At 65.0% G+C, this 25,551-nt stretch carries 27 protein-coding genes and 1 tRNA gene; 21 read left to right on the top strand and 7 right to left on the bottom strand.

Annotation, left to right across the window (positions count from 1 at the left end):
* Positions 1–4: 4 nt before the first annotated feature.
* The 6 genes from IPP90_18740 to IPP90_18715 form a co-directional block, all read right to left on the bottom strand.
* On the bottom strand, positions 5–955 hold the full coding sequence (locus IPP90_18740) for a hypothetical protein (GenBank protein ID MBL0172703.1): 951 nt from the start codon (positions 953–955) through the stop codon (positions 5–7).
* A complete protein-coding gene (locus IPP90_18735) occupies positions 952–2,484 on the bottom strand; it encodes a sodium/solute symporter (protein ID MBL0172702.1) in 1,533 nt (510 codons plus the stop codon). The genes IPP90_18740 and IPP90_18735 overlap by 4 nt, the downstream gene beginning before the upstream one ends.
* Positions 2,485–2,496: 12 nt before the next feature.
* Entirely contained in the window at positions 2,497–4,383 is a 1,887-nt protein-coding gene (gene nagB / locus IPP90_18730; GenBank protein MBL0172701.1) for a glucosamine-6-phosphate deaminase, read from the bottom strand.
* Positions 4,384–4,494: 111 nt separating this feature from the next.
* Positions 4,495–4,824, bottom strand: coding sequence for an iron-sulfur cluster assembly accessory protein (locus IPP90_18725; protein MBL0172700.1), 330 nt, complete (start codon positions 4,822–4,824; stop codon positions 4,495–4,497).
* Between the two features lie 210 nt (positions 4,825–5,034).
* On the bottom strand, positions 5,035–6,240 hold the full coding sequence (locus IPP90_18720) for a beta-lactamase family protein (GenBank protein ID MBL0172699.1): 1,206 nt from the start codon (positions 6,238–6,240) through the stop codon (positions 5,035–5,037).
* Positions 6,237–8,069, bottom strand: coding sequence for a glycoside hydrolase family 3 C-terminal domain-containing protein (locus IPP90_18715; GenBank protein MBL0172698.1), 1,833 nt, complete (start codon positions 8,067–8,069; stop codon positions 6,237–6,239). Before IPP90_18715 ends, IPP90_18720 begins: the two co-directional genes overlap by 4 nt.
* 105 nt (positions 8,070–8,174) lie before the next feature.
* Between IPP90_18715 and IPP90_18710 the strand changes: the two genes are divergently transcribed.
* From IPP90_18710 to IPP90_18625, 18 genes are all read left to right on the top strand, one after another.
* Complete coding sequence (locus tag IPP90_18710; protein MBL0172697.1) at positions 8,175–9,566, top strand: DUF1343 domain-containing protein; 1,392 nt, start codon at positions 8,175–8,177, stop codon at positions 9,564–9,566.
* 122 nt (positions 9,567–9,688) lie between these two features.
* Positions 9,689–10,321: a CDP-alcohol phosphatidyltransferase family protein gene (locus IPP90_18705; protein ID MBL0172696.1), complete on the top strand. Its 633-nt coding sequence runs from the start codon at positions 9,689–9,691 to the stop codon at positions 10,319–10,321.
* Positions 10,249–11,649 (top strand): inositol-3-phosphate synthase, encoded by a 1,401-nt coding sequence (locus IPP90_18700; GenBank protein ID MBL0172695.1) that lies wholly within the window; start codon positions 10,249–10,251, stop codon positions 11,647–11,649. The genes IPP90_18705 and IPP90_18700 overlap by 73 nt, the downstream gene beginning before the upstream one ends.
* A complete protein-coding gene (locus IPP90_18695; GenBank protein MBL0172694.1) occupies positions 11,646–12,140 on the top strand; it encodes a hypothetical protein in 495 nt (164 codons plus the stop codon). Before IPP90_18700 ends, IPP90_18695 begins: the two co-directional genes overlap by 4 nt.
* A gap of 2 nt (positions 12,141–12,142) precedes the next feature.
* Positions 12,143–12,436 carry a hypothetical protein gene (locus IPP90_18690; protein MBL0172693.1) on the top strand — a complete coding sequence of 98 codons (294 nt, stop codon included), beginning with the start codon at positions 12,143–12,145 and terminating at the stop codon, positions 12,434–12,436.
* Positions 12,436–12,732 carry a hypothetical protein gene (locus IPP90_18685; protein MBL0172692.1) on the top strand — a complete coding sequence of 99 codons (297 nt, stop codon included), beginning with the start codon at positions 12,436–12,438 and terminating at the stop codon, positions 12,730–12,732. The genes IPP90_18690 and IPP90_18685 overlap by 1 nt, the downstream gene beginning before the upstream one ends.
* A 25-nt stretch (positions 12,733–12,757) precedes the next feature.
* Positions 12,758–14,041: a 2-oxo acid dehydrogenase subunit E2 gene (locus IPP90_18680; GenBank protein ID MBL0172691.1), complete on the top strand. Its 1,284-nt coding sequence runs from the start codon at positions 12,758–12,760 to the stop codon at positions 14,039–14,041.
* 3 nt (positions 14,042–14,044) lie between these two features.
* Positions 14,045–14,296 carry a hypothetical protein gene (locus tag IPP90_18675; protein ID MBL0172690.1) on the top strand — a complete coding sequence of 84 codons (252 nt, stop codon included), beginning with the start codon at positions 14,045–14,047 and terminating at the stop codon, positions 14,294–14,296.
* Between the two features lies 1 nt (position 14,297).
* On the top strand, positions 14,298–14,573 hold the full coding sequence (locus IPP90_18670; GenBank protein MBL0172689.1) for a hypothetical protein: 276 nt from the start codon (positions 14,298–14,300) through the stop codon (positions 14,571–14,573).
* The gene (locus IPP90_18665; protein MBL0172688.1) at positions 14,570–15,463 is read left to right on the top strand and encodes a PHP domain-containing protein; all 894 of its coding nucleotides are present in this window, start codon (positions 14,570–14,572) and stop codon (positions 15,461–15,463) included. Before IPP90_18670 ends, IPP90_18665 begins: the two co-directional genes overlap by 4 nt.
* On the top strand, positions 15,460–16,188 hold the full coding sequence (locus IPP90_18660; GenBank protein MBL0172687.1) for an SDR family oxidoreductase: 729 nt from the start codon (positions 15,460–15,462) through the stop codon (positions 16,186–16,188). The genes IPP90_18665 and IPP90_18660 overlap by 4 nt, the downstream gene beginning before the upstream one ends.
* On the top strand, positions 16,166–16,948 hold the full coding sequence (locus tag IPP90_18655) for a hypothetical protein (GenBank protein MBL0172686.1): 783 nt from the start codon (positions 16,166–16,168) through the stop codon (positions 16,946–16,948). Before IPP90_18660 ends, IPP90_18655 begins: the two co-directional genes overlap by 23 nt.
* A gap of 57 nt (positions 16,949–17,005) precedes the next feature.
* Positions 17,006–17,974, top strand: coding sequence for a thioredoxin-disulfide reductase (gene trxB / locus IPP90_18650; GenBank protein MBL0172685.1), 969 nt, complete (start codon positions 17,006–17,008; stop codon positions 17,972–17,974).
* An 8-nt stretch (positions 17,975–17,982) separates the two neighbouring features.
* Positions 17,983–18,624 (top strand): MBL fold metallo-hydrolase, encoded by a 642-nt coding sequence (locus IPP90_18645; protein ID MBL0172684.1) that lies wholly within the window; start codon positions 17,983–17,985, stop codon positions 18,622–18,624.
* Positions 18,625–18,741: 117 nt separating this feature from the next.
* Positions 18,742–19,518 (top strand): hypothetical protein, encoded by a 777-nt coding sequence (locus tag IPP90_18640; GenBank protein MBL0172683.1) that lies wholly within the window; start codon positions 18,742–18,744, stop codon positions 19,516–19,518.
* A gap of 3 nt (positions 19,519–19,521) precedes the next feature.
* Positions 19,522–20,976 carry an aspartate ammonia-lyase gene (locus tag IPP90_18635; protein MBL0172682.1) on the top strand — a complete coding sequence of 485 codons (1,455 nt, stop codon included), beginning with the start codon at positions 19,522–19,524 and terminating at the stop codon, positions 20,974–20,976.
* 82 nt (positions 20,977–21,058) lie between these two features.
* Positions 21,059–21,556 (top strand): Rrf2 family transcriptional regulator, encoded by a 498-nt coding sequence (locus IPP90_18630; protein ID MBL0172681.1) that lies wholly within the window; start codon positions 21,059–21,061, stop codon positions 21,554–21,556.
* A gap of 6 nt (positions 21,557–21,562) precedes the next feature.
* The gene (locus IPP90_18625) at positions 21,563–22,096 is read left to right on the top strand and encodes a hypothetical protein (protein ID MBL0172680.1); all 534 of its coding nucleotides are present in this window, start codon (positions 21,563–21,565) and stop codon (positions 22,094–22,096) included.
* Between the two features lie 116 nt (positions 22,097–22,212).
* On the opposite strand, the gene IPP90_18620 is transcribed toward IPP90_18625, so the two are convergent.
* A tRNA-Leu gene (locus IPP90_18620) sits at positions 22,213–22,296 on the bottom strand.
* 88 nt (positions 22,297–22,384) lie between these two features.
* On the opposite strand from IPP90_18620, the gene smpB reads away from it, so the two are divergent.
* From smpB to IPP90_18605, 3 genes are read left to right on the top strand one after another with little or no spacing between them, the layout of a single operon-like run.
* Complete coding sequence (gene smpB, locus IPP90_18615; GenBank protein MBL0172679.1) at positions 22,385–22,855, top strand: SsrA-binding protein SmpB; 471 nt, start codon at positions 22,385–22,387, stop codon at positions 22,853–22,855.
* 13 nt (positions 22,856–22,868) lie between these two features.
* Positions 22,869–24,128: an N-acetylmuramoyl-L-alanine amidase gene (locus tag IPP90_18610; protein MBL0172678.1), complete on the top strand. Its 1,260-nt coding sequence runs from the start codon at positions 22,869–22,871 to the stop codon at positions 24,126–24,128.
* Complete coding sequence (locus tag IPP90_18605; protein ID MBL0172677.1) at positions 24,128–25,543, top strand: hypothetical protein; 1,416 nt, start codon at positions 24,128–24,130, stop codon at positions 25,541–25,543. Before IPP90_18610 ends, IPP90_18605 begins: the two co-directional genes overlap by 1 nt.
* The last annotated feature ends 8 nt before the right edge of the window (positions 25,544–25,551 follow it).

The raw sequence follows: 25,551 nt of genomic DNA, 5'->3' as shown, positions 1-25,551 counted from the left end.
CTGCTCACACTTCCACACCCAGCAATCGCCGGGCGCGCCGCACGGCACCGCGCGCCGCGTCCACGTCGTCCGACCGCACCGTCGCGCCAGGCACCGCGCTTTTCAACCGTTGTTCGAGCCGTTTCCGCACCAACGAGCCCTTACCCATCAACCCACCGGCAAGGGCCACCGGAATGGCCGCGCGCTCATCCACGAAACTCCGTCGCGCCAGCGTGCGGATGTGCAGCATCAGTTCCTCGACGCACAGACTGATCAGGGCATTCGCGCGCAAGTCGCCCGTTGATGCCACCTGACAGATGACCGGCACCAGCGCGGCGAGTTGTGCGGGAATCGCGTTGGCGGCCCACGGGATGAGCGCGTCCAGCGATTCAAGTTCCAGCGCCGTGAGCACCGCGCCGGTCAACGCCGTTTCCGGTTCGCGACCGTCCTGTGAAGCGGTGACGACACTCAGCGCACGACGGCCCAGCCACGCGCCGCTCCCTTCATCACCCACATTGGGCCCCCATCCACCGCAGCGTTCCAACCGACCGTCGGGGGCGCGCGCAAAGGCCACCGAACCGGTTCCCGCTATCAACAGGATGCCAGCGTCATCGCCAAAGGCATCATCCAGGGCGATCGTCGCGTCGGCCTGCACCGAGACATCGTCGGCAACCCGACGTGTCGCCAGCGCGGACCACAGCGCCTGCGCGGCACGCTCCTGACCGCCACCGGCGACGCCCACCACGCAAACCGCCGGCCGCACATCAGTGCGTTGGGCGGCGTCGAGTACCTCGGCAATCAAGGCCTGAATGAGGTCGGCCGCAGCGGCCTCGTGACCGGGACTGAGCGCCGTGCCCGCACCTTCCGCCCGAGCCAGCACCGTGCCGCTGGCGTCGGCCAGCACCACGCGGGTGCGCGTGCCGCCGCCATCGATGCCGACAACGAGTGGAGAAATATCGAGCGGTCCAGCGCTCATGCGCGCGACTCCGGAATCGTGGGCGGCCCCGAAGGCGCCGCATGGGTGAATGAGGAGAGCATCCCGGTGACGAACGTAATCGAAGTGCCGATCAACACATACCATGGCCACGCAATGGTGGCCACGCCACCCAACGTCTGTCCAAGATCGGGGAATGCCGCCACCAGCTGTTTGGCGAATACGATGAATGCCATGCTGCTGATGCCGATGCTCATGCCGATGATGGCATCGCGCTGCACGGCCCGCCGCCAGAACAGTCCGAGGGAGAATCCTCCCAGCAGGCCGCCATATGTGAATGAGGCAATCGACAGCGCGATGACGACCACCGGAGTTCCCTGTTCCTTGAACATCAACGCGCCCAGCGTGAGCACGATGCCCCAGGCCAGCGCGAAGAGTTTGCCAACCTTGAGCGTCCGGGGATCCTCGGCGCTGCGCTTGGTCAGTGGCAGGTAGATGTCGTGTGTGGTGGCCGCGGCCAGCGCGTTGATCGTGCCCGAGTGCGTGCTCATCGTCGCCGCCACGATCGCCGCCACGATGAGACCGACCAGGCCGTGTGGCATCCGCTCGATGATGAACGACGGAAAGATCTGGTCCGCTGCGGAAAATGGCTTTCCACCGTACAGGACCCACAAGCCGACGCCGACCATGAGGAACAGCGTGAACTGCACAAACACCACCAGGCCACTGCCGATCAGGGCACGTTGTGCTTCGCGCAGTGAGCGACTCGAGAGCAACCGCTGCACAATCAATTGATCGGCACCGTGCGACGCCATCGCCAGGAACGCACCGCCGATCACACCCGCAAAAACGGTATGCGGTCGGTCGAAGCCGGTGTACCAGTCAATCGCCTGCAGCTTTCCGCCGGCGCGCGCCAGATCAATGATGCTGGACCAGCCGCCCGGCACGCTTTGCCCGATCAGGACGATGGCGGATAGGCCGCCCACCACATAAATGCTGGCTTGCACCAGCTCCGTCCACACCACGGCCTTCATGCCGCCCCGATAGGTGTACAGCACCGTCAGCGCGCCCAGCACAATGATGGCTGTGGGCATGGCATACTGCTTGGGGAGCGCCGGGCCGATGATGAGCGCCACCGGGATCGCCGTGGCAAACACGCGCACGGAGTCGGCCAGCGCGCGCGTGCACATGAACACGATCGACGTGAATCGCCGCGTCAGCAGTCCGAAGCGCGTTTCCAGCAGGGCGTACGCCGTGACCAGCTGCCCCTCGAAGTACCGGGGGAGCAGCGTGTACGAAACGACGATGCGGCCGATGATATAGCCGACCACCACTTGCAGGAATCCCAGGTTGCCCGTGTAGGCGAGGCCCGGAATGCTGATGAACGTCAGTGCCGAGGTCTCGCTGGCCACGATGGAGAACAGCACGGCCCACCAGGGAATCGCGCGTTCGGCCACAAAGTACTCGGCGGCGGTGCGTTGGCCGCGGCCAATCCACATCCCCAGCGCCGTGGTCCCCGCGAGGTAGGCGAGGAGGACGGCGAGGTCCAGCAGATTGAATCGACCGATCATGCCGCGTTCTCGTTAGACGATGACATACGCTTCCATAGCGAAGTACTCTGCCAGTCCCAGTTGATCGAGTTCGGCGGACGTCGACTTATTCCGTTGTTCGACCCGCTGCCAGAACTCCCGTTCATCCTGACCGGGGAAGGGCATCGAATCCTTCTGTGACTGATGCTTGAAGATCGCCTGGATCTTGAGCGTCAATTCTTCCTGCGACATCGGGCAGAGGACGGTTGCCTCGGTCACCGGCCACTCCTGCCATGCGCCGCGATACAGCCAGACCTGCGGACGGGTCGGCGCGCTGGCCGTTCCGTCATACACCTCGTCCATCGCCGCATCGATCGCTTCCTTGCACATGCGATGGGTCCCATGCGGGTCGGAGAGATCACCGGCGACAAAGACGATTTCCGGACGTTCGGCGCGCAGCAGCTGCGCGACAATCTCGACATCGGCCGGTCCGATCGGGTCCTTCCGCACTTTGCCCGTCTGATAGAACGGCAAGTTGAGGAAACGCGCGTGCTGGCGGCCAAGTCCCATCACCTCAATGCCACTGACGGCCTCCGATTCGCGAATGAGACGCTTGATGTCCTGCACCTCGGCGATATCCACCGCGCCCGGTGCCTTGCTGTCCAGGAACGCCCGTACCGTCGTCGCCAATCGACGCGACGCCGACCCTTCGCTCACCCGTTCATAGTCGAGGCGTTCGAGAAAATCGATATAGCGACGGACATCGTGGTCGAATACGGCAATATTGCCGCTGGTCATGTACGCCACCGTGATGTCGTTCTCGTTCTCCACGAACTTGCGGAGAATTCCTCCCATCGAGATCACATCGTCATCCGGATGCGGTGAGAAGCAAATGACACGCTGTCCGCGTGGCAGCTTGCTCTTGCCCCGGATTTTCGCGCCGAGCGCGTTGAACACCATGCCGTTGACGGCGCCCGGCGTGCCGTGCCGCGAGACGAGCGACGACAGCTGGTGCTCGGCGTAATCGTGTTCCGTGAGTTTCAGGATGGCCTTGCCCGTCTGCTTGGCCAGCCAGGTCACCGCACGAAGTTCCAGCGCGTCATCCCAGTCGATTTCATCGAGCAACCACGGGGTCGCGATGCGCGTGAGTTCGGCCGACGCGCTCTCGTCGAGATAAAACGTGGTGTTCGGGTGGCGCTGCAGAAACGTCGCCGCGACGGCGCGGTCGATCTCGCCCTCGACCGCGCGCCGCACGATGCCGGACTTGTGCTCGCCGGTGGCGAGAATGGCGATCTCGCGCGCAGCCAGAATGGTCGCGATACCCATCGTGATCGCTTCGCGCGGCACGTTCGCCTCACCGAAGAAATCGGCCGAGGCATCGCGACGCGTGACACTGTCGAGGTGAATCAGTCGCGTGCGACTGCCCTCGCCCGACCCCGGCTCGTTGAACCCGATATGTCCTGTCTTGCCGATGCCCAGCAGCTGGAAATCGATGCCGCCGGCGGCGACGATCGCGGCCTCGTAGTCGCGACACGATTCGTCGATGCGCTCGCGCGTCCAGTTCCCATCGGGGATGTGCACATGGCTCGCGTCAATGTCCACGTGGGCGAACAGATTCTCCCACATGAAGCGATGATACGAGTGGATGCTGTCGGATCGCATCGGCCAGTATTCGTCCAGATTGAACGAGGTCACATGGCGAAAGCTCAGTTGCTCATCGCGATGCAGGCGAATGAGTTCGCGGTAGACGCCGATGGGTGTCGAACCGGTGGCCAGACCCAGCACCACGCGACGCCCTTCGGCCTCGCGCGCACGCATCAGGGTGGCGATGCGGCCCGCCACTTCCCGGGCCAGATCATCATGCGAGTCGACGACGACGGTGCGGATGCGTTCGCGCGACGTGCTGTTGGCACTGCCGGGCGCAAAATGAGAAGAAGACATGGTGGGGAATGTGCACAGGCCCGCGCCATCAGACGAGGGCGCGGGCCTGCAAATTCTGGATTGGTCTGGCGATCGGGCGCCGACAGCGGCGTGGTCCCGACCGGCCGGGGGTTACGCCGAGAAGGAACTCCCGCAGCCGCAGCCGCCGGTCGAGTTGGGATTCTTGAAGGTGAATCCCGATCCCTGCATCGAAGTGGTGTAGTCGATGACGGTGCCGGAAAGGTACTGGGCGGAGAACGGGTCGACGAACACGTTGAAGCCGTCGTTGGCGACCACCAGATCATCGTCGGCCATCTTGTCTTCAATGACCAGCCCGTACTTGAAGCCGCTGCAGCCGCCAGGCATCACCGAGACTCGCAGACCGCCCTGTTCGGCCGTCACACCCTCAGCTTCCATGAACTTGCGAACTTCGACGGCGGCGACCGGCGTGATCACGACCATCACCTCGGGTTGCTGCATCGTGCTCATTGTGTCTCTCCGAATCGATAGTGGTCAGCGTGACCGAAGATCGATCTGTGTAAGTGCTTGCCCGTCCGGTTCACCGCAGGCGCGGCGTCCGAGCGGGCAGGTCACGGATGGCTAGTCGAAAAATAACGAGTGGATCGCTCCCCTTCAAGAAACCCCACGCCCGCCAGGAGTTCCCCACGACCGTCAGTTCCCCCCTCGGGTGCTGCGCCACGCCCCGAGGGCGGCGTCCGCCACGTCGACTCGTACCGAGGCGATCTTCCGGTTTTCACGGGTCGGATTCACCCGGTTCGTCAACAGCAGCACGAAGATCCCGTCGCGAGGCTCCATCCAGAGCGAGCCGCCGGTGAATCCGGTGTGTCCGAACGCGGCCGCCGACATCCGGTGACCCGCTGAATTACCACCGGTGGGGGTCTCCCAGCCCAGCGCCCGGCGCGACACCGTACTGTCCTGCATACGGGTCAGCGCGGCGACCGTGGCAGAGTCCAGGATCCGGGTTCCGTCGAGGGTCCCGTGATTGAGGTACATGCGTGCGAATCGCACCAGATCGCGCCCGCTGGCGAACAGGCCGGCGTGCCCTGACACGCCCCCCAGCATGGCGGCATTCTCGTCATGGACCTCGCCACGAAGATGGCGCTGTCGCCACGGGTCCTGCTCGGTTGGGGCGATACGACGCCGCCACGCGTTGGGCGGGAGATACCGCGTGTCACGCATGTGCAGCGGTCCGAACACGTGCGCCGTGTCGTACTGGGCCAGCGGTTCACCGCTGACGCGCTCGACCATCTTGCCCAGCAGGATGAAACCGAGATCGCTGTACAGGAACCGCACGCCGGGTACGGTATCGGGTGCGGTCGCGTAGAGTTTGAGCAAGGCATCCGCCGACGACGTCGCTTCCTTGTAGAAAGGACGCCAGGCCGGCAGCCCGCTGGAATGTGTCAGCAGGTTCCGCACGGTGATCCCCGCCGCGCCGGGGGCCTTCCAGTCCGGGAGATAGCGAACGACCGGCGAATCGAGCGCCACTTTGCCTTGCTGGACCAGTTGCATCACCGCGGTGGTCGTACCGACGACCTTGGTGAGCGACGCGAGATCCCAGATGGTGGAGGCGTCCGGGCGCTGATGGTCATCGGCGTCGAGTCGGCCCACGCCGACTTCGGCAATGACGCCGCGCGCGGTTCCCACGGCGGCATAGGCGCCCGGAAACGCGCCGTCCGCCACGGCGCGCTGCAGCACCACGGTGATGGAATCACGAACCGTGCGCGCCCGCAGCGCATCGACCGCTGGATCGCGGGAAAGGTGCGTGGCGCCAAACCCCCACGCGCACGCGCCCAGCAGCACCGTCGAGACGCCGAGCGTCCGCACGAGAATCCGGATGGAGTCGACCGAACGATTCATCGTTTGTTTCCGGAGGGGAGTGCGCCGGACGCGCGCATCAGGCCCTCACCCCGCGAGAAGTATCCGGGCAGTGATACCGGAGTGTGACCACTGATGCCGATGCGACCCATGACGGCGCGCGCGGCGGCGCGCTCCAGTGCTTCACCGCGCCCGTAGGTCACCAGGTAACTCGGAATCTGGGGCATCTGTCGAATTTGGTAAGGGTTGCCACCGGCGACGACCACCAGTTTGCCGCTCTCTGCCAGTCCGCTTACGAAACGGGCGATCGCCGCGGGAATCGCCAGGCGCCCATCGCCTTCGAGTGTGCGTGTATAGGTGTACACCACCACGCGATCGGCACGCGTCGCGTCGACTGTCAACGAATCCAGTTCGGCCTGACCGGCACGGGGAGAGAGTCGCGTGGTGCGAACGCGCGCGCCGCCCAACCGCATCTCACCGGCAAACCATGTTCCCGAGAGCGGATCGTTATCGGGGGCGAATGTGATCACGTGCACGGAGGCGGTGGTGGCAATCGGCAGCAACGCATCCCGATCGCGCAGGAGCGTGATGGCGTGATCGGCCACCTGCTGTGCTTGCTGCCGATGCTCCGGTGAACCCACGGAATCGCGAAGGACGTCCAGTGACACGAGCGGGCGGCTGACCGCGCCCGTGCGCAGTTTGAGTTCGAGGATGCGGCGCACGCTCTCGTCGATCCGTGTGGCGGGAATGCGACCCGACTCAACGGCACCGACGATGGCGGTGATGGCGCGCGTGACATCCGGCGGCATCAGCAGCACGTCGTCTCCGGCTTCGACGGAACGAATACTGCTTTCTTCGATGCCGTACCCCTTCGCGATCCCTTCCATGGTCATGGCATCGGTGACGGTCACACCGCGAAAACGAAGCGTATCGCGCAACAGGCCGAGCATGATGCGTGCCGACAAGGTCGCTGGGGTGCTGTCGCCATAGGCGATTGGAAGGGCGATGTGCGCCGTCATCATGCCGGCGGCCCCCGCCTGTATCGACGCGAGAAACGGCACCAACTCGATTTCATCGAGACGCTGGCGCGGCACCGAAATCACCGGCAATCCAAGATGCGAGTCGGTATCGGTGTCGCCGTGGCCGGGGAAGTGCTTGGCGGTGGCGGCGACGCCGGCGTGCTGCAGGCCGCGAATGAACGCGGCGGAGAGTGCGGCGACACGCTGCGGATCCTCACCGAATGATCTCGTGTTGATCACCGGATTCGACGGGTTGTTGTTGACGTCCACCACTGGCGCAAACGCCATGTGAATGCCAACGGCGCGGGCTTCGCGTCCCGTGATCTGCCCCATGGCCTCGGCCTCCGTCTCGCTGTTCGCGGCACCGATGGCCATGTTGCTGGGCAGCACAGTGGCCGATCCGGCCGAGTACGCGGATGTCACGAACACCCCACCTTCAAGTCGCCCCAGCCCTGGCTCGACATCGCTGGCCACGAGCAGCGGAATGCGCGCGACGCGCTGCAGGCTATTGACCTTCTCGGCCACTTCGATGGGCGAGCCCAGCGACATCACCAGGCCGCCCACGCCCTCGCGTTTCACCTGATCGACGAGTTTGAGGTAGCCCGGTTCGCGTGCGTTCGTGTAATCTCCAAGGACCCAGATCATGACCATCTGGGCGACGCGCTCGCGCAAGGTGAGCGAGGTCAGTGTGCGGTCAATCCAGCGGCGATGGGCCTCGGGAAGCGGCGTGCCGGGTGCGAGAGACAGTAGGCCGGGCGCGCTCGGTGGGTGAGGGGTCTGGTGCCCGGGGCGACCGGCACCGGCGCAGCTGATGCACAGCGCGAGGGTCGCGGGCAGGGCGCGTCGGGACACGAGGTCGAAGACGGAGTGCGGGTAGGGGCGCTGGTCCATCGTGTGTTGGCGGGGAAGCGGGACCGATTCGCCAGTGTGGCGCGTCGGCATCAATCGGAGGACTGCGTGACGCATCGGGAAAGCGGGCTGGAACGCGTGTCGGCGCAGGTGCGTCGAAAGGAACAGCGAGACCGGTTGATTCGGCGTGCGGTCGTACTCGCTCTGGGGATGTTCGCGGCGGCGTGCGCCTCGAATGGCCCCCCGGACAATGGACCGATGCCCGACGACGGCATCGACGGTATGCCCTTTCGCGGGAACCGCAAGGTCCGACTCGGCATCACGGTGTTGCTGGACGATAGCATCAAGCTGGTCGCTGGCAAGCGCGTGGCGCTCATCACGAATCAGACCGGCGTCGATGAGAAGGGACGGCGCACGATCGACCTGTTGGCCACCGACCCCCGCGCCCAGCGGGCAGGGGTGAAGCTGGTGAGGCTTTTTGCGCCGGAGCATGGGGCGAATGGGACCGCCGACAAGCCAAACCTCGCCGATGATACCGACCTGAAGACCGGATTGGTCGTGTACTCGCTCTATCAGCGCAGCACCATCGCCCCCCCGGACAGCCTGCTGAAGGACGTGGATGTGTTGGTGGTCGATTTGCAGGACATCGGCACGCGCACCTGGACGTACGTCGGCGTCATGCTCTTTGCCATGAAGGCCGGCGAGCGCCGAAGCATTCCGGTGCTGGTCCTCGATCGACCCAATCCCATTACGGGATCCCGCACGGAGGGCGCCGTACTGGATTCCGCCCTCGCCAATCCGAACGAGCCGACGGCCGATCGTCCGGGCAACGGGTTTGCCTTATACCCGATGCCGCTCCGGCACGGGCTCACCATGGGTGAGTTGGCCAGACTGTTTCAGGTGCAGCTCAAGCTCGGTACGCGCCTGACGGTGGTGCCGATGCGCAACTGGCGTCGCCAGATGTGGTTCGACGAAACGTCGATTTCCTGGGTACGACCATCGCCGAATCTGCCGCATTTGGTCAATGCGCTCCTGTATCCAGCGCTGGTGCCGTTCGAATCGAGCAATTTGTCAGTGGGTCGCGGCACTTCCGAGCCGTTTCAGCGCTTCGGCGCCCCCTGGCTGCGGGCTGACACGCTGGTGCAGTTGCTGGAAGACCTGTCCCTGAGCGGCGTGCGTTTTCGGGCCGAACGATTTACCCCCAACCAGCCGGGCGATGGCAAGTACGGCGGGCAGTCCATTCCGGGCGTGCGGATTGAAGTGACCGACCGCGACCGGGTGCAGCCGGCCCGCATCGGCGCGGCCATCCTCTGGGCCCTCAGTCGTATCCAGAAGGACAGTCTGCGTATCACGGCCAGCGGTTTTGACTTGCGTATGGGCTCTTCCCGCGTGCGGGAATCGATCCTCGCCGGCGCAGATCCTGACGCCGTCATGGATCGACAGTTGCCGGCCGTCGTGGCCTTCGAACGGGACGCGCGGAGAATTCATCTCTACCGTTGATGCGTCGGCGGTCCTAGTTTTGTAGGGCTGGCCCTGCCACTTCGAGCGGCCCAGCGGCGCCGCGGGACGAGGCACGCCTCGTCCCGCGGTCGTTTTCCGCCAAACGAACCGCAGCCCACGACATGCTCTCACTCTGGAACGCGATCATACGCGGCTACTTGCGGGTCATCGAACCCCTGGCCGCCTGGCTCGTGCGCCGGCGAGTGCATCCGAATACCATCACCACGGTCGGCACGCTCTGCACGATCACGGCCGGCGGCATCTTCGCGACCGGTCATATCATGACTGGGGGATGGTTTCTGGGGCTGACCGCCGTCTTCGATGTGCTGGACGGCACTGTGGCGCGACGCACGGGTCGGAGTTCCACGTTTGGCGCCTTCTATGACTCGACGCTCGATCGGGTCGCCGATGGATGTCTGATGGGTGGACTGGTGGTGTTCTATGCCACCAGTCCCGTCCACCGCAGCGATCCGCTGCTGATCATTACGCTGTTCGGACTTGTCGGGACCTTTCTGACATCGTACACCCGTGCCCGGGCCGAAGGACTTGGTCTCGACGCGCGCGTTGGCCTGCTGCAGCGACCGGAGCGCATCACGCTGCTGTCCGCGCCGCAGGCGTTTTTCGGACTTGCCCTCAATGGGTGGGTGCTTGCCGTTATCGTCACGCTGCTCTCGGTGACCGCATGGATCACTGCGGTGCAGCGTATGCTCTATGTCTACCGCACGACCACCGCACAGGGAGAACAAGCGAAGTGACCGAATCGAATCGCGGCACCCCCGGGTCCGTCGTCCCCGCCACGGGGAAGCTGGCCATCTTCACGCCGGGTCTCGGCGCTGTTGCCACCACGTTCATTGCCGGCGTCGAACGGGTTCGCCGTGGACTCTCCACGCCGATCGGCTCGTTGACCCAGATGGCGACGATCCGCCTCGGCAAGCGCACCGAAGCGCGCAGCCCGTTCATCCGCGATTTCGTGCCACTGGCGGCGCTCAACGATATTGTGTTCGGTGCCTGGGATCCCATTCCCGACGATGCCTTCACCGCAGCCACCCGCGCGGGCGTGCTGGAGAAGTCGGACATCGATCCGATTGCCGATTTCCTGAAGACCATCAAGCCGATGCCGGCGGTGTTCGAAAGCCGGTACGTCACGCGCATTCACGGCGCGACCAATGTGAAGACGGGCAAGAACAAGCGGGATCTGGCCGAACAGATTCGCGCCGACATCCGCAACGTGATGACGTCCAACGGCTGCACGCGCGGCGTCATGGTCTGGACGGGATCCACCGAGACGTACATCAAGGCCGGTCCGCAGCATCAGACGCTGGCCGCGTTCGAAGCGGCGATGGAATCCAATGATGACGCCATTGCGCCGAGCATGCTGTACGCCTACGCGGCCATCATGGAGGGGCTCCCATACTGCAACGGTGCGCCCAATCTGTCCGCCGATTTTCCGGCGCTCACGGAACTCGCGATCGAGCGCGGTATCCCGATTTCCGGCAAGGATTTCAAGACCGGCCAGACGTGGATGAAGACGATCATCGCCCCGGGCCTCAAGGCGCGCATGCTGGGACTCGAGGGCTGGTATTCCACGAACATTCTCGGCAACCGCGACGGCGAAGTCCTCGATGATCCGGCGTCGTTCAAGACCAAGGAAGAGTCGAAGCTGTCGGTGCTGCACAACATCCTGCAGCCGGAGATCTATCCGGAGCTCTACAAGGATTTCTCGCATGTGGTGCGCATCAACTACTATCCGCCCCGCGGCGACAACAAGGAAGGCTGGGACAACATCGACATTAAGGGGTGGCTGGGCTACCCGATGCAAATCAAGGTGAACTTCCTGTGCCGCGACTCCATTCTGGCGGCCCCGATGGTGCTCGACCTCGCGCTGTTCAGCGACTTTGCCAAGCGCGCCGGCATGAAGGGGATTCAGGAATGGTTAAGCTTCTATTACAAGTCGCCACAGGCCGCTCCGGGATTGCAGCCCGAGCATGATCTTTTCATTCAGCAGACCAAGTTGAAGAACACGCTCCGTCACCTGATGGGTGAGGAGCAGATCACTCACCTCGGACTTGAATACTACCAATGACAACCTGGCGCGCGCGTCTGTCCCGGTTGGTGTGCATCGCGGCGGTGCCTGTGCTGGCGGCCGCGTGTGATGCCGACACAACGCCCAAGGGCGAACTCCGATTCCGCACGGATTCATTTACGGTGCGGATTTCACCGGAATCGCGACCGACGCGCGCGCTGGATCAGGTGGTGTGGCGGATCACGGTCCACGATCGGACGACGGGCACGCCGATTCAGGGTGGTCAGGGTCGCATTTTTGCCACCAGCAAGGATCACAAGTCGATTGCCAATGGTCTCGAGGAGACGGGAGAGCTTGGGACCTACCACGCCACCTTGATGTACGTCACCGCCGGCATGTGGGCGATGGCGCTGGAATTCCGCCGCGATTCGACGCAGAAGCTGCAGCGGACGGAAGATTGGACGCAGGATATCCTCTCAGCGAACGAGCCTGGTGATTTCACGCCGCCGTCGTCGCGGCCGCCCGATACGACCAGGCGCAAGGTCCCCTGATCGTGCGCCACTTTCATCGTACGGCGCTGGCACCGGACTCGGTGCTGGCATCGGCCGACGAGTACTTCGTCACCATCGGCCTGACGCGCGTTGGACACACCTCGCGGACACGCGGTTTTTCCGGCGTGCTGGGGACGATGCGGCTGACCGTCAGGATGGAAGGGGGGCATTACACGCTGGTGGATGTGCACACTGATCAGGCGGGGGAAAGCCGACTCGACAAGAACGTCAAGAAGTTCTTTGTCGCGTTGCATCGGCAGGCGGATCCGCGTCACCTCATCGAAGCCGGATACTGATGGCCGAGGATCGGGTGGGCCGCAATATCGGTGTCGGATGCTTTACGTTCTTCATCGGCGGCGCGAGCGGCGCGATGATTGGGGTCGGGATCGGCAAGCTGACGGGGTTCATGGCCCGATGCTCGCCATTGCCGGGCTTGCCGGCGTGCGAGTGGTGGGTGTTCGCCGGGTACGGGGCCGCGATCGGCGCGATCTCCCTGCCCACGTTGGCGCTGTGGCGGTTGCGGCGCGCCGATCGTATCGCCGATCGCGTCGCTTCTGACGCGTCGTTGGCAGGCACTTCAGATCGAGGATGAACGAGTGGCACGAATAGACGTCCCCATGCCGCAGATGGGCGAATCCATCGCTGAAGGCACGGTGTCACGATGGCTCAAGAAGATCGGTGATTCCGTGAAGCGTGATGAGCCGATCTTTGAGATCTCGACCGACAAGGTCGACGCCGAGATCCCATCCCCTGCGGCGGGCGTACTGGTCGAGATCATCATCGGTGAGGGGCAAACCGTGGCCGTCCAGACCATCGTGGCCCGCCTGGAAACCGACGCGGCCATTGCCGCCAGCGGAGCTGCGCCGACGCCTGTGCCGATCGTGGTCGCCGATGCACCAGTGGCCCGGCCGGCACTGGCGATTCCCGCAGCGGCGGTTCCCGCGGCACCATCGTCGTCGCCCGTGGTCAGTGGGCCGGCCGGATCGTTCGAGGAGCGCATTCGGACCAAGTCATCACCGCTGGTGCGCAAGATTGCTGCCGAACAGGGTGTGCCGTTGTCGCAGCTCTCGGGCTCGGGCATTGCGGGACGCGTGACGAAGAAGGACCTCGACGCATTTCTGGCCGCGACGCCGGCGACCCGGTTGACGTCGACGGCGACTGAATCGCACGGTCCGCTGCCGACGCCGTGGGCGGGCGACACGGTTGAGACGATGTCGAAGATTCGGAGACTGACGTCCGAGCACATGACGCTCGCGCGCCGCACCGCCGCACACGTTACCTCGTTCTTCGAGGTCGATCTCACGCGGGTGGCGCGTATCCGACAGGCGATGCGAAAGGATTTCGAGGCGCAAACCGGGCAGAAGCTCACCTACCTGCCGTTCATTCTTCAGGCCGTGGGCCTGCAGCTCAAGCGCCATCCGGTGCTGAACGCCGCCGTGGCCGGTACGGACGTCATCTATCGCAAGTCCATCAACCTCGGCATTGCCGTCGCGCTCGATCCGTCGGGATTGATCGTGCCCGTGGTCAAGCATGCCGATGAGTTGTCGCTGACCGGGCTCACCAAGACGGTCAACGATCTCGCGGCGCGCGCGCGCAGCAAGAAACTGAATCCGATTGAAGTGCAGGACGCCACGTTCACGGTGACCAATCCCGGCGTGTTCGGGTCGCTCTCCGGCACGCCCATCATTCCGGTGGGGACCACGGCCATCCTCTGCCTCGGCGCCATCGAAAAGCGCGCCAAGGTGCTGACCGGACCCGACGGCGAGGACACGATCGCCATTCGGACGTGCGCGTATTTTTCGATCTCGTTTGATCATCGCGTTGTCGATGGCGCCGACGCTGACCGTTTCATGTCGGATCTGAAGAAGAGTCTCGAGACGATTCCGGAAACGGGGTTTTGAATCATGGCAGCGGCACGCGTGCTCACCATGGTTGAGCGACGGGTGTCGGCGATCGAACGCGACACGTTTATGCAGGCACTCGACGCCCGACGCCAGTTGGCGCACACGGTGCGCGCGAACGTGTGGGTATTCGAGAGCGCCGACGAGCCCGGACGGTTCATTGAGTTCACGGAGGCGGCCGACGTGGCCGACGTGGCGACAGTGCACCAGGGTACGATGCCCGCGCCGGTGTGGCGCGAAGTGCGAGGAGACTGAGATGCCGGCACGATGCATCCGGATCGACGAGCGCGACTGGCGCGTGTATCCCTCGGGATTCCTCACGCCGTCCATGGCCGACGAGTTCGGGCTCATCTTCGTGCATGGCCAGGGTGAGGCGCGCGAGGTGCGTGTGACGCGCTACTCGCCGGTGGCCCAGGCCGCGAGCACGGCGCGGGAGCAATCGCTCGCCGCCCTCAGCAACCGGGAACTCACATCGCTCTTTCGGTCGTCGCAACCAAGCGAACGCTCGCCTGAAGCCGGATACCAGTCGTGACGTTGGCCGAGGGTGCCGACGCGCCAGACACCACATCGCTTGACGCTCCGGCCTTCGTCGACTTGCAGGTGCACACCACGGCATCCGACGGCGCGCTGCCCCCGTCGCACGTGGTGGAAGCGGCGCAGAAAGCCGGCCTCGCCGCGATTGCCATCACCGATCACGACACGATTGATGGACTGGCCGAGGCGAGCGAGATGGGGGCGCGCCTTGGTGTACGCATTGTGCCCGGCGTGGAGCTGAGCACGCATTTCGGTGGCGACGAGTTGCACTTGCTGGGATTGCATCTGTCAGATACCGAGGCCATGCGGTCGGCACTTGCCGGATTCCAGCATGATCGCATTTCGCGCGCGGAGCAGATCGTTGGCCTGCTGAATCGGACGGGCGTTCCGGTCACCATGGACGCGGTGTTGATGGAGGCCGGTGCGGGAGCTGTCGGTCGACCGCACATTGCTCGCGCCATGATCGCCGGCGGTTGGGTCAGGGACTTCCGCGAGGCGTTCGATCGTTGGTTGGGATTTGGGCGTCCGGCCTACGTCGACAAGCCGCGCTTCGACGTGGCGGACGGCATCGCGTTGGTGCACCGTGCCGGCGGGCTGGCCATCTGGGCGCATCCCAATGAGTTTGCGACCGCGTCACGGGTGGCGACGCTGGCCGCAGTGGGCCTGGATGGCGTCGAAGTCCTCCATCCGGGTCATCCACCGGTGATCGCGCAGAAGCTCTTTTCGATCGTGGAAGCGGCGGGCTTGCTCCCCAGCGGTGGATCCGATTGGCACGGGACGCACGATGGGCCGCGCCGCCTTGGCGGTCAACTGGTGCCCAAGGCGTGGCTCGATCGACAGGACGCGGCCATTGCCGAGCGTCGCTCGGCCTTGGGATCGATCAGGTGACCGATTCGCGCGTCACCCTGGTGACCGGCGGCGCACGACGACTCGGCGCGGCCATCGTGCGGAGTTTCGCGGCACGCGGTGACGCGGTGGTGATTCATCATGGCCGATCGCCCGCGGACGCGGAGGCGCTCGCCTCGACCCTTCGCGTCGCCGGCACCGAGGTGCATGTCGTCGAGGCGGACCTCACTGATGCGACGGCTCCCCGCCGCATTGTCGATGACGTCATGGCGACATTCGGGCGGCTCGACGTGGTGGTAAGCTCGGCATCGGTCATGACCCGACACGCGTTCGACGCGGTCACGCCCGATGAATGGGACGTGGTGGACGCCGTGAATCTGCGTGCCCCGTTCTTCCTCATGCAGGCGGCCGCACGCGTGATGCCGGATGGTGGCGTGATCGTGCAGATGTCTGATCATCTCGCATTCGAGGCGCGTTTTCCGCAGTTGATTCCACATCAGGTCACGAAATTCGCGGTGACGCAACTGGTGCAAACGGTCGCTGCGGCGCTTGCACCGCGTATCCGCGTCAATGCCGTGGCACCCGGACTGGTGCTGGCGCCGGAGGATTTGAGCGACGAGGCGTTGGAGCAGTTCCTGCGGGACGTGCCGCTCGCGCGCGGCGGCAGCCCTGCCGACGTCGTGCAGGCCATCCACTATCTCGTTGATGCCCCGTATGTCACCGGGATCACGTTACAGGTGGACGGTGGACGCCACCTCTGGCGCTGAGGCGGCCGCTGCTGCGCTGGTGTCACGCGAGCCGTTGGCGTTCGGTCGCATCGTGGTCATTGGCGGCGGGTGCTATGGATCATGGTACGCGCAGCAGTTGACGCGGGCGACCTTGCGCGGCGCACTGCGGGCGGAGGCGATTATCGTAGTCGATCGCGATCCGGACTGTCAGGTGGGACGGCGCCTGGCCGTCGGTGCGTACGAAGCGGCGCCAGTGCAACTGGTCACCGAATCGTGGAGTGCGTATCTCGAGCAATGGCTCGCTGCAGGCGCCGGAGCCCTGACTCGGGACGCGATGGTGCCGTCGCCCCTCATGCCACACCTGTGTCTGGATTGGTTGATGGCGCGTGCTCGCGATCGCTGGCCCGGGCGGGCCATCTCGATTCAATCGTTGCCGACCACGCCACCGATGCCGTGGGAGCGGGCCGCGCCCGACGGGCGTCATTATGTCAGTTATGCCACATGGACCTGTCCGGTCAACTGTATCGAACCCGCCACGTGTCCAGCCACCCGAACCACACGGGACTGGAGCATGCCACCGGCCCTTGAGGCGTTTGTGGAACACCAGCGCGGCGCCATCGACGGATCGCTTATCTTTCCCTGTGTGCATCGCACCTACGGCGTGGGCATGATCGACGCGCACCGCATTGCCGGTGCCGACGACGTGCTCTCGTCGTGGTCTGGCGATACGCCGCTCCGTGTGCTGGTGGGCACCGTCTCCCATTGCCACGGCGCGCTGGGCATTCTGACCATCTCGTAATGTGGCGCCGGCCGTTTCAGTGCTCGCCGCCAACTGCCTCAACTGCGTGTACCTGCCATGAACGAACATCGCACCGAACAGATTGTCATCGTGGGATCCGGGCCGGCGGCATGGACGGCCGCGATCTATGCGGCGCGCGCGAATCTCCAGCCGGTCGTCGTTGAAGGAGAGCCGGTCGGGACGGAGCTGCCGGGCGGACAGCTGATGCTGACCACGGAGATTGAAAATTTTCCGGGGTTTCCGGAGCCGATATCCGGTCCCGATCTGATGGATCGCATGAAGGCGCAAGCTGTCCGCTACGGGACGCGCGTCGTCTCCGAACTGGTCAAGTCGGTGGACCTGTCGGTGCGGCCCTTCGTCGTGACGCCAAACTACAGCGCGCCATTCGCGGCGCGCGCCCTGATCATCGCCACCGGTGCCGCGGCAAAATGGATTGGCTTGCCGGACGAGATTCGCTTGGCACAGAGTGGTGGAGGTGTATCCGCTTGCGCTGTGTGCGACGGGGCCATCCCGTTCTATCGGAACAAGGTGCTGGGCGTCGTCGGCGGCGGCGACACGGCCATGGAAGAGGCGATGTATCTCACCAAGTTTGCCAGTGAGGTGGTGGTGATCCACCGACGTGACAGCTTCCGCGCGTCGAAAGTGATGGCCAATCGGGTCCTGACCCATCCGAAAGTCCGCGTGATCTGGAATGCGCGCGTCTCACAGGTGCTGGGTGACGACGTGATCAGCGGGGTTGAGTTGACAGACATGCTGACGGGCGAAACGCGGATTGAGGCGCTTGGTGGCTTGTTCGTCGCGATTGGCCACGCACCCAATACCGCGTTTCTGGAGGGGCAGGTGGAGCTCACCGCGAGCGGCTACCTCAAGGTGGCCAACTGGCGCACGGAGACCAATGTGCCGGGCGTGTTCGCCGCGGGCGACGTGCACGACGAGTACTACCGGCAGGCCATCACCTCCGCCGGATCGGGGTGCATGGCGGCCTTGGAGGCAGAGCGCTGGCTGTCGCATCACGAGGCATCCTGAGCGTGCCGTTGAACGTCAAGGGATTCGCCGTTGGTCCGCTTCAGGAGAACAGTTGGCTGATCACCGAGCCGTCTGCGAACGCGGCCGTGCTGGTGGATCCTGGTGACGAAGCACCGCGTCTGCTGGCGGCGGTGGCCGACAGCGGCTGCACGCTGCAGGCCCTCTGGCTGACCCATGCGCATTTCGATCACCTGGGTGCCGTCGCCGCCATCCTGCGCCATGTGCCGGTCCCGGTATTTCTGCATCCGCTGGATCGCCCACTCTATGATCTGGCGGCAGCAAGCGCACAGCGCTTTGGCCTGTCGATCGAGCAGCCAACGGCAGATACCGTCTCCCTCGGGGAAGGGGATGTGCTGTCGATTGGCGAGACGGAGTTCCGCGTGTGGCATCTGCCTGGCCACGCCCCCGGCCACGTGGCGTTCATCGGCGCAGGGCTGTGCGTGTCGGGTGACGTGCTGTTCGAGGGTTCTATTGGACGAACGGACCTCCCGGGGTGTGATCCGCGGGCGATGCACCAGTCGCTCCAACGGTTGGCGACACTCCCACCCGATACACGGGTGCTGACCGGTCATGGCGAACCCACGACCATCGCGCGGGAATGCGAAACCAACCCGTTTCTTCGTGGCGTCGCGCGCCCGGTGGGCGCCTGAACGGTGCGTCAACCGCGGTGGGAGCGCACATTGTACGATCATCATCCTTCCTCATGGCAGGCTCCGATGCACAGTCGCTCAGTATCTATTCGTCGTCGCGCTGCCCGACATCTGGCGGTGACGACCTCTTGTGCCCTCGCGCTGGGCGCGTGCACAAGCCTGACGGAGTCCAACCCCGTGGCCAATCGCTATGGCTCGATCAGTATCCGCGCGCAGAACGCGGCCAACAGTCGAGCCACGGCGAATGCCACCGCCATCATCTTTGAAGCCTACACAGCGGCGGTTCCCAATAGCGCGCTGCAGCAGAGTGATCAATGCGTGTACGCGGCGGTCGACACGGCGACGCCGGTGGTGCGAGGGGTGAAGAAGGCCGGCGCGCAAGTATCACTCGCCTTCGGTGGCTCCACCGTGAACCTGCCATACGACGATTTGAACTTCCGGTATGCGAATCCCGCAAACACGCCATTCAGCTATGCCGCGGGCGACGTTGTTCAAGCGAGCATTCCGGGCGACGGAACCGTCTTCCCGTCCGCGACAATCAGTGTGCGACTCGCCGAGCCGCTCATTCCCGGGGGGATCACCGTGCCCACGGGCACCACGCCCATGGCGTTCAGCTGGAATGCCAGCAACGATAGCACGGCCGCGATCATTCTGTCGTTGCGCTATGCGAATCCGGCAACGTCGTCGTACGCGAATGAACAGATCTACTGCTCGCTCCGGGATGACGGCGCCCACCAACTGCCCACCAGTGCGCTCGCGGCATTCCTGGCGTCGCCCAACGCGAAACGGACGCTGCAACTCACACGGTGGCGTACCCGCGAAACAATCATTGACGCGCGGACCATCCTGCACATCGCGACGTCGGTGGATACCACGATGACCTTCCCGCCGTGATCCGTGGGAACGACTGAGGCGGGAAGTGGCGCCACCGCCACACGCATCGAGCGGGATCCGCTTGGCGAACTGCCCGTACCCGCCGACGCGCTGTACGGCGTGCAAACGGCGCGCGCCGTCTCGAATTTCGCGATCAGCGGATTGCGTCCGCTGGAACCGTTCGTGGTCGCGCAGATCTGGATCAAGAAGGCCGCCGCGTTAACCAACCAGGAGACCGGTCGGCTGGACGCCACGCGCGCCGGGGCGATCGTGGCGGCGGCAGACGAGGTGCTGGCGGGACGGCACCGCGATCAGTTCATCGTCGATCCGTATCAGGCCGGCGCCGGTACGTCGCACAACATGAACGCGAATGAGGTGCTGGCGAACCGCGCCAATGAGTTGCTGGGTGTCGCGCGCGGGACGTATGCGCCCGTGCATCCGAACGACCATGTGAACATGGCGCAGAGCACCAACGATACGATTCCCACCAACATCCGTCTGGCCGTGCTGCGCCAGTTGCCGCCGCTGCTACAGGCGATCGAGGCCTTGCGCGATGCGCTGGCCGACAAGGGCCGGGAATTCGATGGCATTGTGAAGGCCGGTCGGACCCACCTGCAAGACGCGATGCCGATTCGCCTGGGCCAGGAGTTCACGGCGTATGCCGGTACGGTGGACCGTTGCCGTCGCCGCGTCGTGGAGGCCGCAGACTATCTCAACGATCTGGGCATTGGCGGATCGGCCGTGGGAACCGGCGTCACCGTCGATCCGCAGTACCCGGCGCTCATGAACGGACACCTGCGTGTCATCACCGGGATTGCGACGCTGCGCGTGGGCGCCGACCGGATTCAGCTCATGCAGAGCATGGGTGATGCCGCCGCGTTCTCGGCGTCCCTGCGCGGACTGGCCATCGACTTGTCAAAGATCGTGAGCGACTTGCGTTTGATGGCCTCGGGGCCGCGCACGGGTCTGGACGAAATCGTCCTCCCGGCGGTGCAGCCGGGATCGTCGATCATGCCTGGCAAGATCAATCCGTCCATCCCGGAGATGGTCAATCAGGTTTGCTTTCAGGTGATCGGGTGCGATACGACGGTCGCGATTTCGGCCGAGCACGGGCAGTTGGAGTTGAACGTGATGATGCCGGTGATGGCACACAATATTCTCCTGTCGATGCAAATCCTCACGAACGCCATGGACGCGCTGACCGCGCGATGCGTGAAGGGGATTGCGGCGAACGCCGAGATGTGTGCGTACTGGGTGGAACGGTCTGCGGCGCTGGCAACGGCGCTGATGCCGCAGATCGGATACGCGGCGGCGGCCGACATTGCCAAACGGTCTGTCAGGGAGGGTGTGCTCATCCGGGACCTGGTGAAGCGCGAGCAGATCCTGCCCGACAACGAGGTCGATCGCGTGCTCGATTTGCGCAAGATGACGGAGATCGGCGTACCGACCGGCACGCACTCGGCATCCGCAGGAGGTTAACGGCGTCGGCCCCATCGCCACAAAGGAGCCCGAAAGCCCCGAGGCGCTTGTCCGGTGAGTCCGCTGCCCCTAGTCTCAATGCATGCGCATTACTACCTGGGCCGAGTACGGGCTGATCTGCGCGCTGCATCTGGCGCGTCGTGCGGGCACGGGACCCGTCACCGGCCGTGACATCGCAACGCGTGAACACCTTCCGGCGGACTATGTCGAGCAGATTCTGCTGCGCATGCGTCGGGCCGGTATCGTCGATAGCACGCGGGGCGCTCGGGGGGGCTACGCGTTGTCCCGTGACGCAGCGTCCATTTCGGTGCGGGATGTCATTCAGGCCTCGGAACTGACCACGTTCGACCTCCATTGTGTTTCGCATCCCGTCGATTCTGTCCGCTGCGGCGATTCGGAGAGTTGCAGCATTCGCCCCGTCTGGCTGCTGCTGCAGCAGCGAATTGATGAGGTGCTTGAGGGCGTGAAGCTGAGTGACTTGCTGGCGGATGAATCGGTGGTGCGGGAGCGAGTGGGACTCCCCCCCTTTCGTGTCGACACCGTCGTCCGCGCTGGCGCACTACCCGTGTTGCAGCGCTGACCGCGAATGGGGTTTATCGCAGACTGGCGCGCCGCGCGGGAACGCCGACGTCGGGCGGACCGCTTCCTTCACACGCTGCTGACGCCGCCGGAGTCCGCCGACGTCGACTGGTTGAGTGCGCTCACCGTCCGTCGAGAGCTGGCCGTACGCGAGCTGACCTTTGCCCGCCGGGCTTTGGGTCTGCTGGTTGCCGAACGCGATGCGTTGGACGATCGAACCGCGGCCGATGTGGCGCACGCGCTGGCTCCGCTGATTGAGGCGGAGGCCAGGAAATCGCCGGATGCCGGAAGCGCGTGGGCGGCTCGTCGGCGCGCCTATTCGGCGGCGATGACCGTTCGCGGGCAATCGGATGCGCCGGCTACCCGATTCGCTCGCGTCCTGCTGGAGGGAGCAGGTCTGTCCGAGCCCGCTGAAGAAGCGGTCGTGCGGGCCGCAGCGTTCGTGCAGGTAACGCGAAGTCAGGCCAACGAGGCGCTCCGAGCCGCCTTTGGTGTCGCCTCCCTGCCGGAAGACGTCCGACCGTCAGCCATCCGGCCCTGATCGTCACAGGGGGTGTCGCACCGGTAGCGCATACGCACTGAGCCGGCCATGATCAGGGAGACCGGGCGCCGAGGCACCGCGATTCTCACCGTTCATGACCGGCCCAGATTGTGTAGTGCCGAAGGCCGGACTCGAACCGGCACGCCCTTGCGGGCACTGCGCCCTGAACGCAGCGCGTCTACCAATTCCACCACTCCGGCAATTGGCTTGGCCGAAGCCAAGTGTACAGGGACGGGAAGAATAGACCGTGCACCATTCGGAAGTCAACTGACTAGTTTGCCACGCAGTATGGCGACCACTGACACCGACGACCCGATCGAGATGATCGCGCGGAACAAACGCGCGCGTCACGACTACGAAATCCTCGATACCTGGGAGACGGGCATTGTGCTCACCGGGACCGAGGTCAAGGCGTTGCGCGAAGGGCGCGCCAACCTGACAGATGCCTTTGGCGTCGTGAAGGACGGGGAGGTCTATCTGCTCAATCTGCACATCGGCTCGTATGGGCAGGGCAACATGTTCAACCATGAGGCCACCCGGACGCGCAAGCTGTTGTTGCATCGACGCGAGATTCGGCGGCTGATCGGCGCCGTGGAGCGTCAAGGGCTGACGCTGGTGCCGCTTGATCTCTATTTCGTGCGGGGGCGCGTGAAGGCGCGCCTGGCGCTGGTACGGGGCAAGCAGCAGCACGACAAGCGCGAAGACCTCAAGAAGCGCGACGCGCAGATGGAAATCGCGCGGGCGCTTCGGTCGCGATAGTCGCACCGCTGGCATGCTGCTGACTGCGCTGGGTTGTGCCCTGCAACTGGCGGTTGCGCTGCCGAAGGCGCTGCCGGTGGTATTCGGCGATCGGCGCCGATCCGTACCTGTGGTGGCCCACCCGGACGGCGGGGTGGCCTTGCGCGCCGACCTGCTGGGAGAAGCCATTGGTGGCCAGTTCACGGCTGACGGCGGCGTTCGGTACCACCTGCAGGTCGCGAACGTGCGCATCGACGTCGAGACCGGAAGCGCGCTGGTGCGGGTGGACCGGGATACCCTGCCGCTGACCTCATCGATCTATCGCAAGGCCGGTGTGGTGTACGTGCCACTCGCGTTCGCCAGCGAGCTCCTGCCGCGCGTCGTCAGCGGCGTGCTGTACGATGGCGATCGGGGAGAACTGCGACGATTCGGCAGCGTCACCGCGCGTCGCGCGCCCAGCGTATCGCCCAGCGTATCGCCCAGCGGATCGGCCAGCGGATCGCCCAGCGTTGCCGCGCCTCGTGAACCGATGACGGCGGGTCCGTCTGGGGCGGGGCGCCCCCAGGGCCTGCGACAGCGAGTGGTGGTCGTGGATGCCGGACATGGCGGCGTCGACAAGGGCATGTCCGGGCCCATTGGCGCGCCGCGAAAAGTGTACGAGAAGGACATCACGCTGGCGGTGGCGCGGGAAGTCAAGGCGGCGCTCGAACGTCGCGGGATTGCGGTCGTCATGACGCGCAAATCAGACACACTGATCGCGCTCGGCGACCGTGGCCGAATCGCGAATCAGGCGAAGGGCGACCTGTTCATGTCGGTACATGTCAACGCCGCGAATCCTCGGTGGAACGAGCCGGGTGGTGCCCGCGGGTTCGAGACGTATTTCCTCGCCGAGGCGAAGACCGAGGATGAACGACGGGTCGAGGCGATGGAAAACGAAGCCATCAAATTCGAGACGTCGGCCGAGACCACGCGTGACGATCCGCTGGGATTCATCATCCGGGACATGGCGCAGAACGAACATTTGCGCGAGTCGTCTCGTTTGGCCGATCTGGTCCAGTCGGGATTGCGAAAGGTGCATCCCGGCCCCAATCGTGGCGTCAAGCAGGCCGGCTTCATGGTGCTGGTGAAGGCATTCATGCCAGCGGTGCTGGTTGAAGTCGGATTCGGCAGCAACCGGAGTGAATCCGCGTACATGACCAACCCTGACAGTCAGCGCGCACTGGCCGAGGCGCTGGCCGACGCCGCCGAGGCGTTCCTGGCCCAGTACGAACGAAAGGTCGGGGGCGGCTCCTGATGCGTACTCCGCCGTCGAGCCGACGACGCGGATGGCGGGCGTTCCTTGTCGCGGCATTGCCGGTGTTGATATCAGGCTGCGTGTATTACAACGGTGTGTACAACGCGAAAGAAGCTGCGCATACCGGCGATGCGCGCCTGCGGCGCGGTGACGAGAGCGACGCGGTCCAGTTCTTTCAGCTCTCAGCGGCCAAGGCCGAGTCGATACTCGTGCGCCACCCGACGTCCAAGTGGCGGACGCGCGCCTTGTATCTGGCCGGTCGTGGCGCGGCGCTGGCGGGGCAGTGCGAATCGGCGATGCACCGACTGCCGGAGTTCCTCACCATTCCCGGGAGCACGGAGGACGATCGCGCGCGCGCGCGGGTCGCACTGGCCTCCTGCGAATTGCGGTCGGCGCTGATCCCCGCCGCACGACGGCGACTCGATTCCCTGATCGATGCGCCCAACGCCGAGATCGCGCGACAAGCGCGGCTCTGGGCGGCCCGCGCGGCGCTGGCGGACGGCGACCGCGATGCGGTCGCGCGCCTGCTGGGTGGAACCGAGGACGGTGCGATGCCCTGGGAATTGCTGCAGTCCTCGCTGTCGGCACACGAGTATGTCCGGGTGGAATCGTTGCTGGTGCAACGCGCCCGGCGTGCCGACTATCGCGACGACGTGACGCGCGCGCTGCGCGAGATGTTTGCCGCCGGCCGATGGGACGCCGTGGAAGCGGTGGTACACGGATACGACCTGTCGCGCGTCCGCGATGCCAGTCGTGCGTCGATGCACTTTGTGGTGGGAGACCTCAACGTGCGGGTGGGTCAGGACTCCGTCGCGCGACAGCACCTGTTGACGGCGCGGACGCTGGCCGGGCGCGACACCGTGATCGAACGCGAATCGGCGGCGCGCATCGCCTACCTGGCGATGCGTCGTGTTTCGACGCTGCGGGAAGTGGACACCATCGTGGCGCGCGAGGATAGTGCCGTGCGCCGGACTCCGTATGCGCGTCGCCTCAACGAGCAACTGCTGCTGGTGCGTCTGCTGGCGCAGCAGGCGGAGCCGACCGGGGCCGCGTGGTTTCTGGCGGCTGAGGTAGCCCGCGATTCGCTTCGCGCGCCGGAACTGGCGCGCGCGATGTTCCTGCGGGTGGTGCGGGAAGCACCGCAGGCACCACTCGCGCCGCATGCGCTGTATGCAGCGGGCTTGCTCACGCCCGACAGCGCGAGTGTGTGGGGCGCGCGCATTCGTCGCGACTTCGCCGGGTCGTCAGTGGCCGCCTGGTTGAGCGGTGCGGATCCGGCCGGTCGTGCGGACTTTGCCCTGACGCCCGATCTGCTGCAACTTCGGTGGACGGAAGCCCTGCGCACCTGGTCGGACAGCGTACGCAAGTTGCGAACGCCGCCCAAGCCCACTGTTCCCTCGACCAACCGAGATTGATGGCGACG

The sequence above is a fragment of the Gemmatimonadaceae bacterium genome, from assembly GCA_016720905.1.
Classification (GTDB): Bacteria; Gemmatimonadota; Gemmatimonadetes; order Gemmatimonadales; family Gemmatimonadaceae; genus Gemmatimonas.
This window is presented reverse-complemented; position numbering and strand designations above follow the sequence as displayed.

Excerpts from the sequence above, each read along its gene's own strand:
- IPP90_18740 (MBL0172703.1), bottom strand. The coding sequence starts at position 955 with ATGAGCGCTGGACCGCTCGATATTTCTCCACTCGTTGTCGGCATCGAT.
- IPP90_18735 (MBL0172702.1), bottom strand. The coding sequence starts at position 2,484 with ATGATCGGTCGATTCAATCTGCTGGACCTCGCCGTCCTCCTCGCCTAC.
- nagB (MBL0172701.1), bottom strand. The coding sequence starts at position 4,383 with ATGTCTTCTTCTCATTTTGCGCCCGGCAGTGCCAACAGCACGTCGCGC.
- IPP90_18725 (MBL0172700.1), bottom strand. The coding sequence starts at position 4,824 with ATGGTCGTGATCACGCCGGTCGCCGCCGTCGAAGTTCGCAAGTTCATG.
- IPP90_18720 (MBL0172699.1), bottom strand. The coding sequence starts at position 6,240 with ATGAATCGTTCGGTCGACTCCATCCGGATTCTCGTGCGGACGCTCGGC.
- IPP90_18705 (MBL0172696.1), top strand. The coding sequence starts at position 9,689 with ATGCTCTCACTCTGGAACGCGATCATACGCGGCTACTTGCGGGTCATC.
- IPP90_18700 (MBL0172695.1), top strand. The coding sequence starts at position 10,249 with ATGGATCACTGCGGTGCAGCGTATGCTCTATGTCTACCGCACGACCAC.
- IPP90_18695 (MBL0172694.1), top strand. The coding sequence starts at position 11,646 with ATGACAACCTGGCGCGCGCGTCTGTCCCGGTTGGTGTGCATCGCGGCG.
- IPP90_18685 (MBL0172692.1), top strand. The coding sequence starts at position 12,436 with ATGGCCGAGGATCGGGTGGGCCGCAATATCGGTGTCGGATGCTTTACG.
- IPP90_18680 (MBL0172691.1), top strand. The coding sequence starts at position 12,758 with ATGCCGCAGATGGGCGAATCCATCGCTGAAGGCACGGTGTCACGATGG.
- IPP90_18675 (MBL0172690.1), top strand. The coding sequence starts at position 14,045 with ATGGCAGCGGCACGCGTGCTCACCATGGTTGAGCGACGGGTGTCGGCG.
- IPP90_18670 (MBL0172689.1), top strand. The coding sequence starts at position 14,298 with ATGCCGGCACGATGCATCCGGATCGACGAGCGCGACTGGCGCGTGTAT.
- trxB (MBL0172685.1), top strand. The coding sequence starts at position 17,006 with ATGAACGAACATCGCACCGAACAGATTGTCATCGTGGGATCCGGGCCG.
- IPP90_18630 (MBL0172681.1), top strand. The coding sequence starts at position 21,059 with ATGCGCATTACTACCTGGGCCGAGTACGGGCTGATCTGCGCGCTGCAT.
- IPP90_18625 (MBL0172680.1), top strand. The coding sequence starts at position 21,563 with ATGGGGTTTATCGCAGACTGGCGCGCCGCGCGGGAACGCCGACGTCGG.
- smpB (MBL0172679.1), top strand. The coding sequence starts at position 22,385 with ATGGCGACCACTGACACCGACGACCCGATCGAGATGATCGCGCGGAAC.
- IPP90_18610 (MBL0172678.1), top strand. The coding sequence starts at position 22,869 with ATGCTGCTGACTGCGCTGGGTTGTGCCCTGCAACTGGCGGTTGCGCTG.
- IPP90_18605 (MBL0172677.1), top strand. The coding sequence starts at position 24,128 with ATGCGTACTCCGCCGTCGAGCCGACGACGCGGATGGCGGGCGTTCCTT.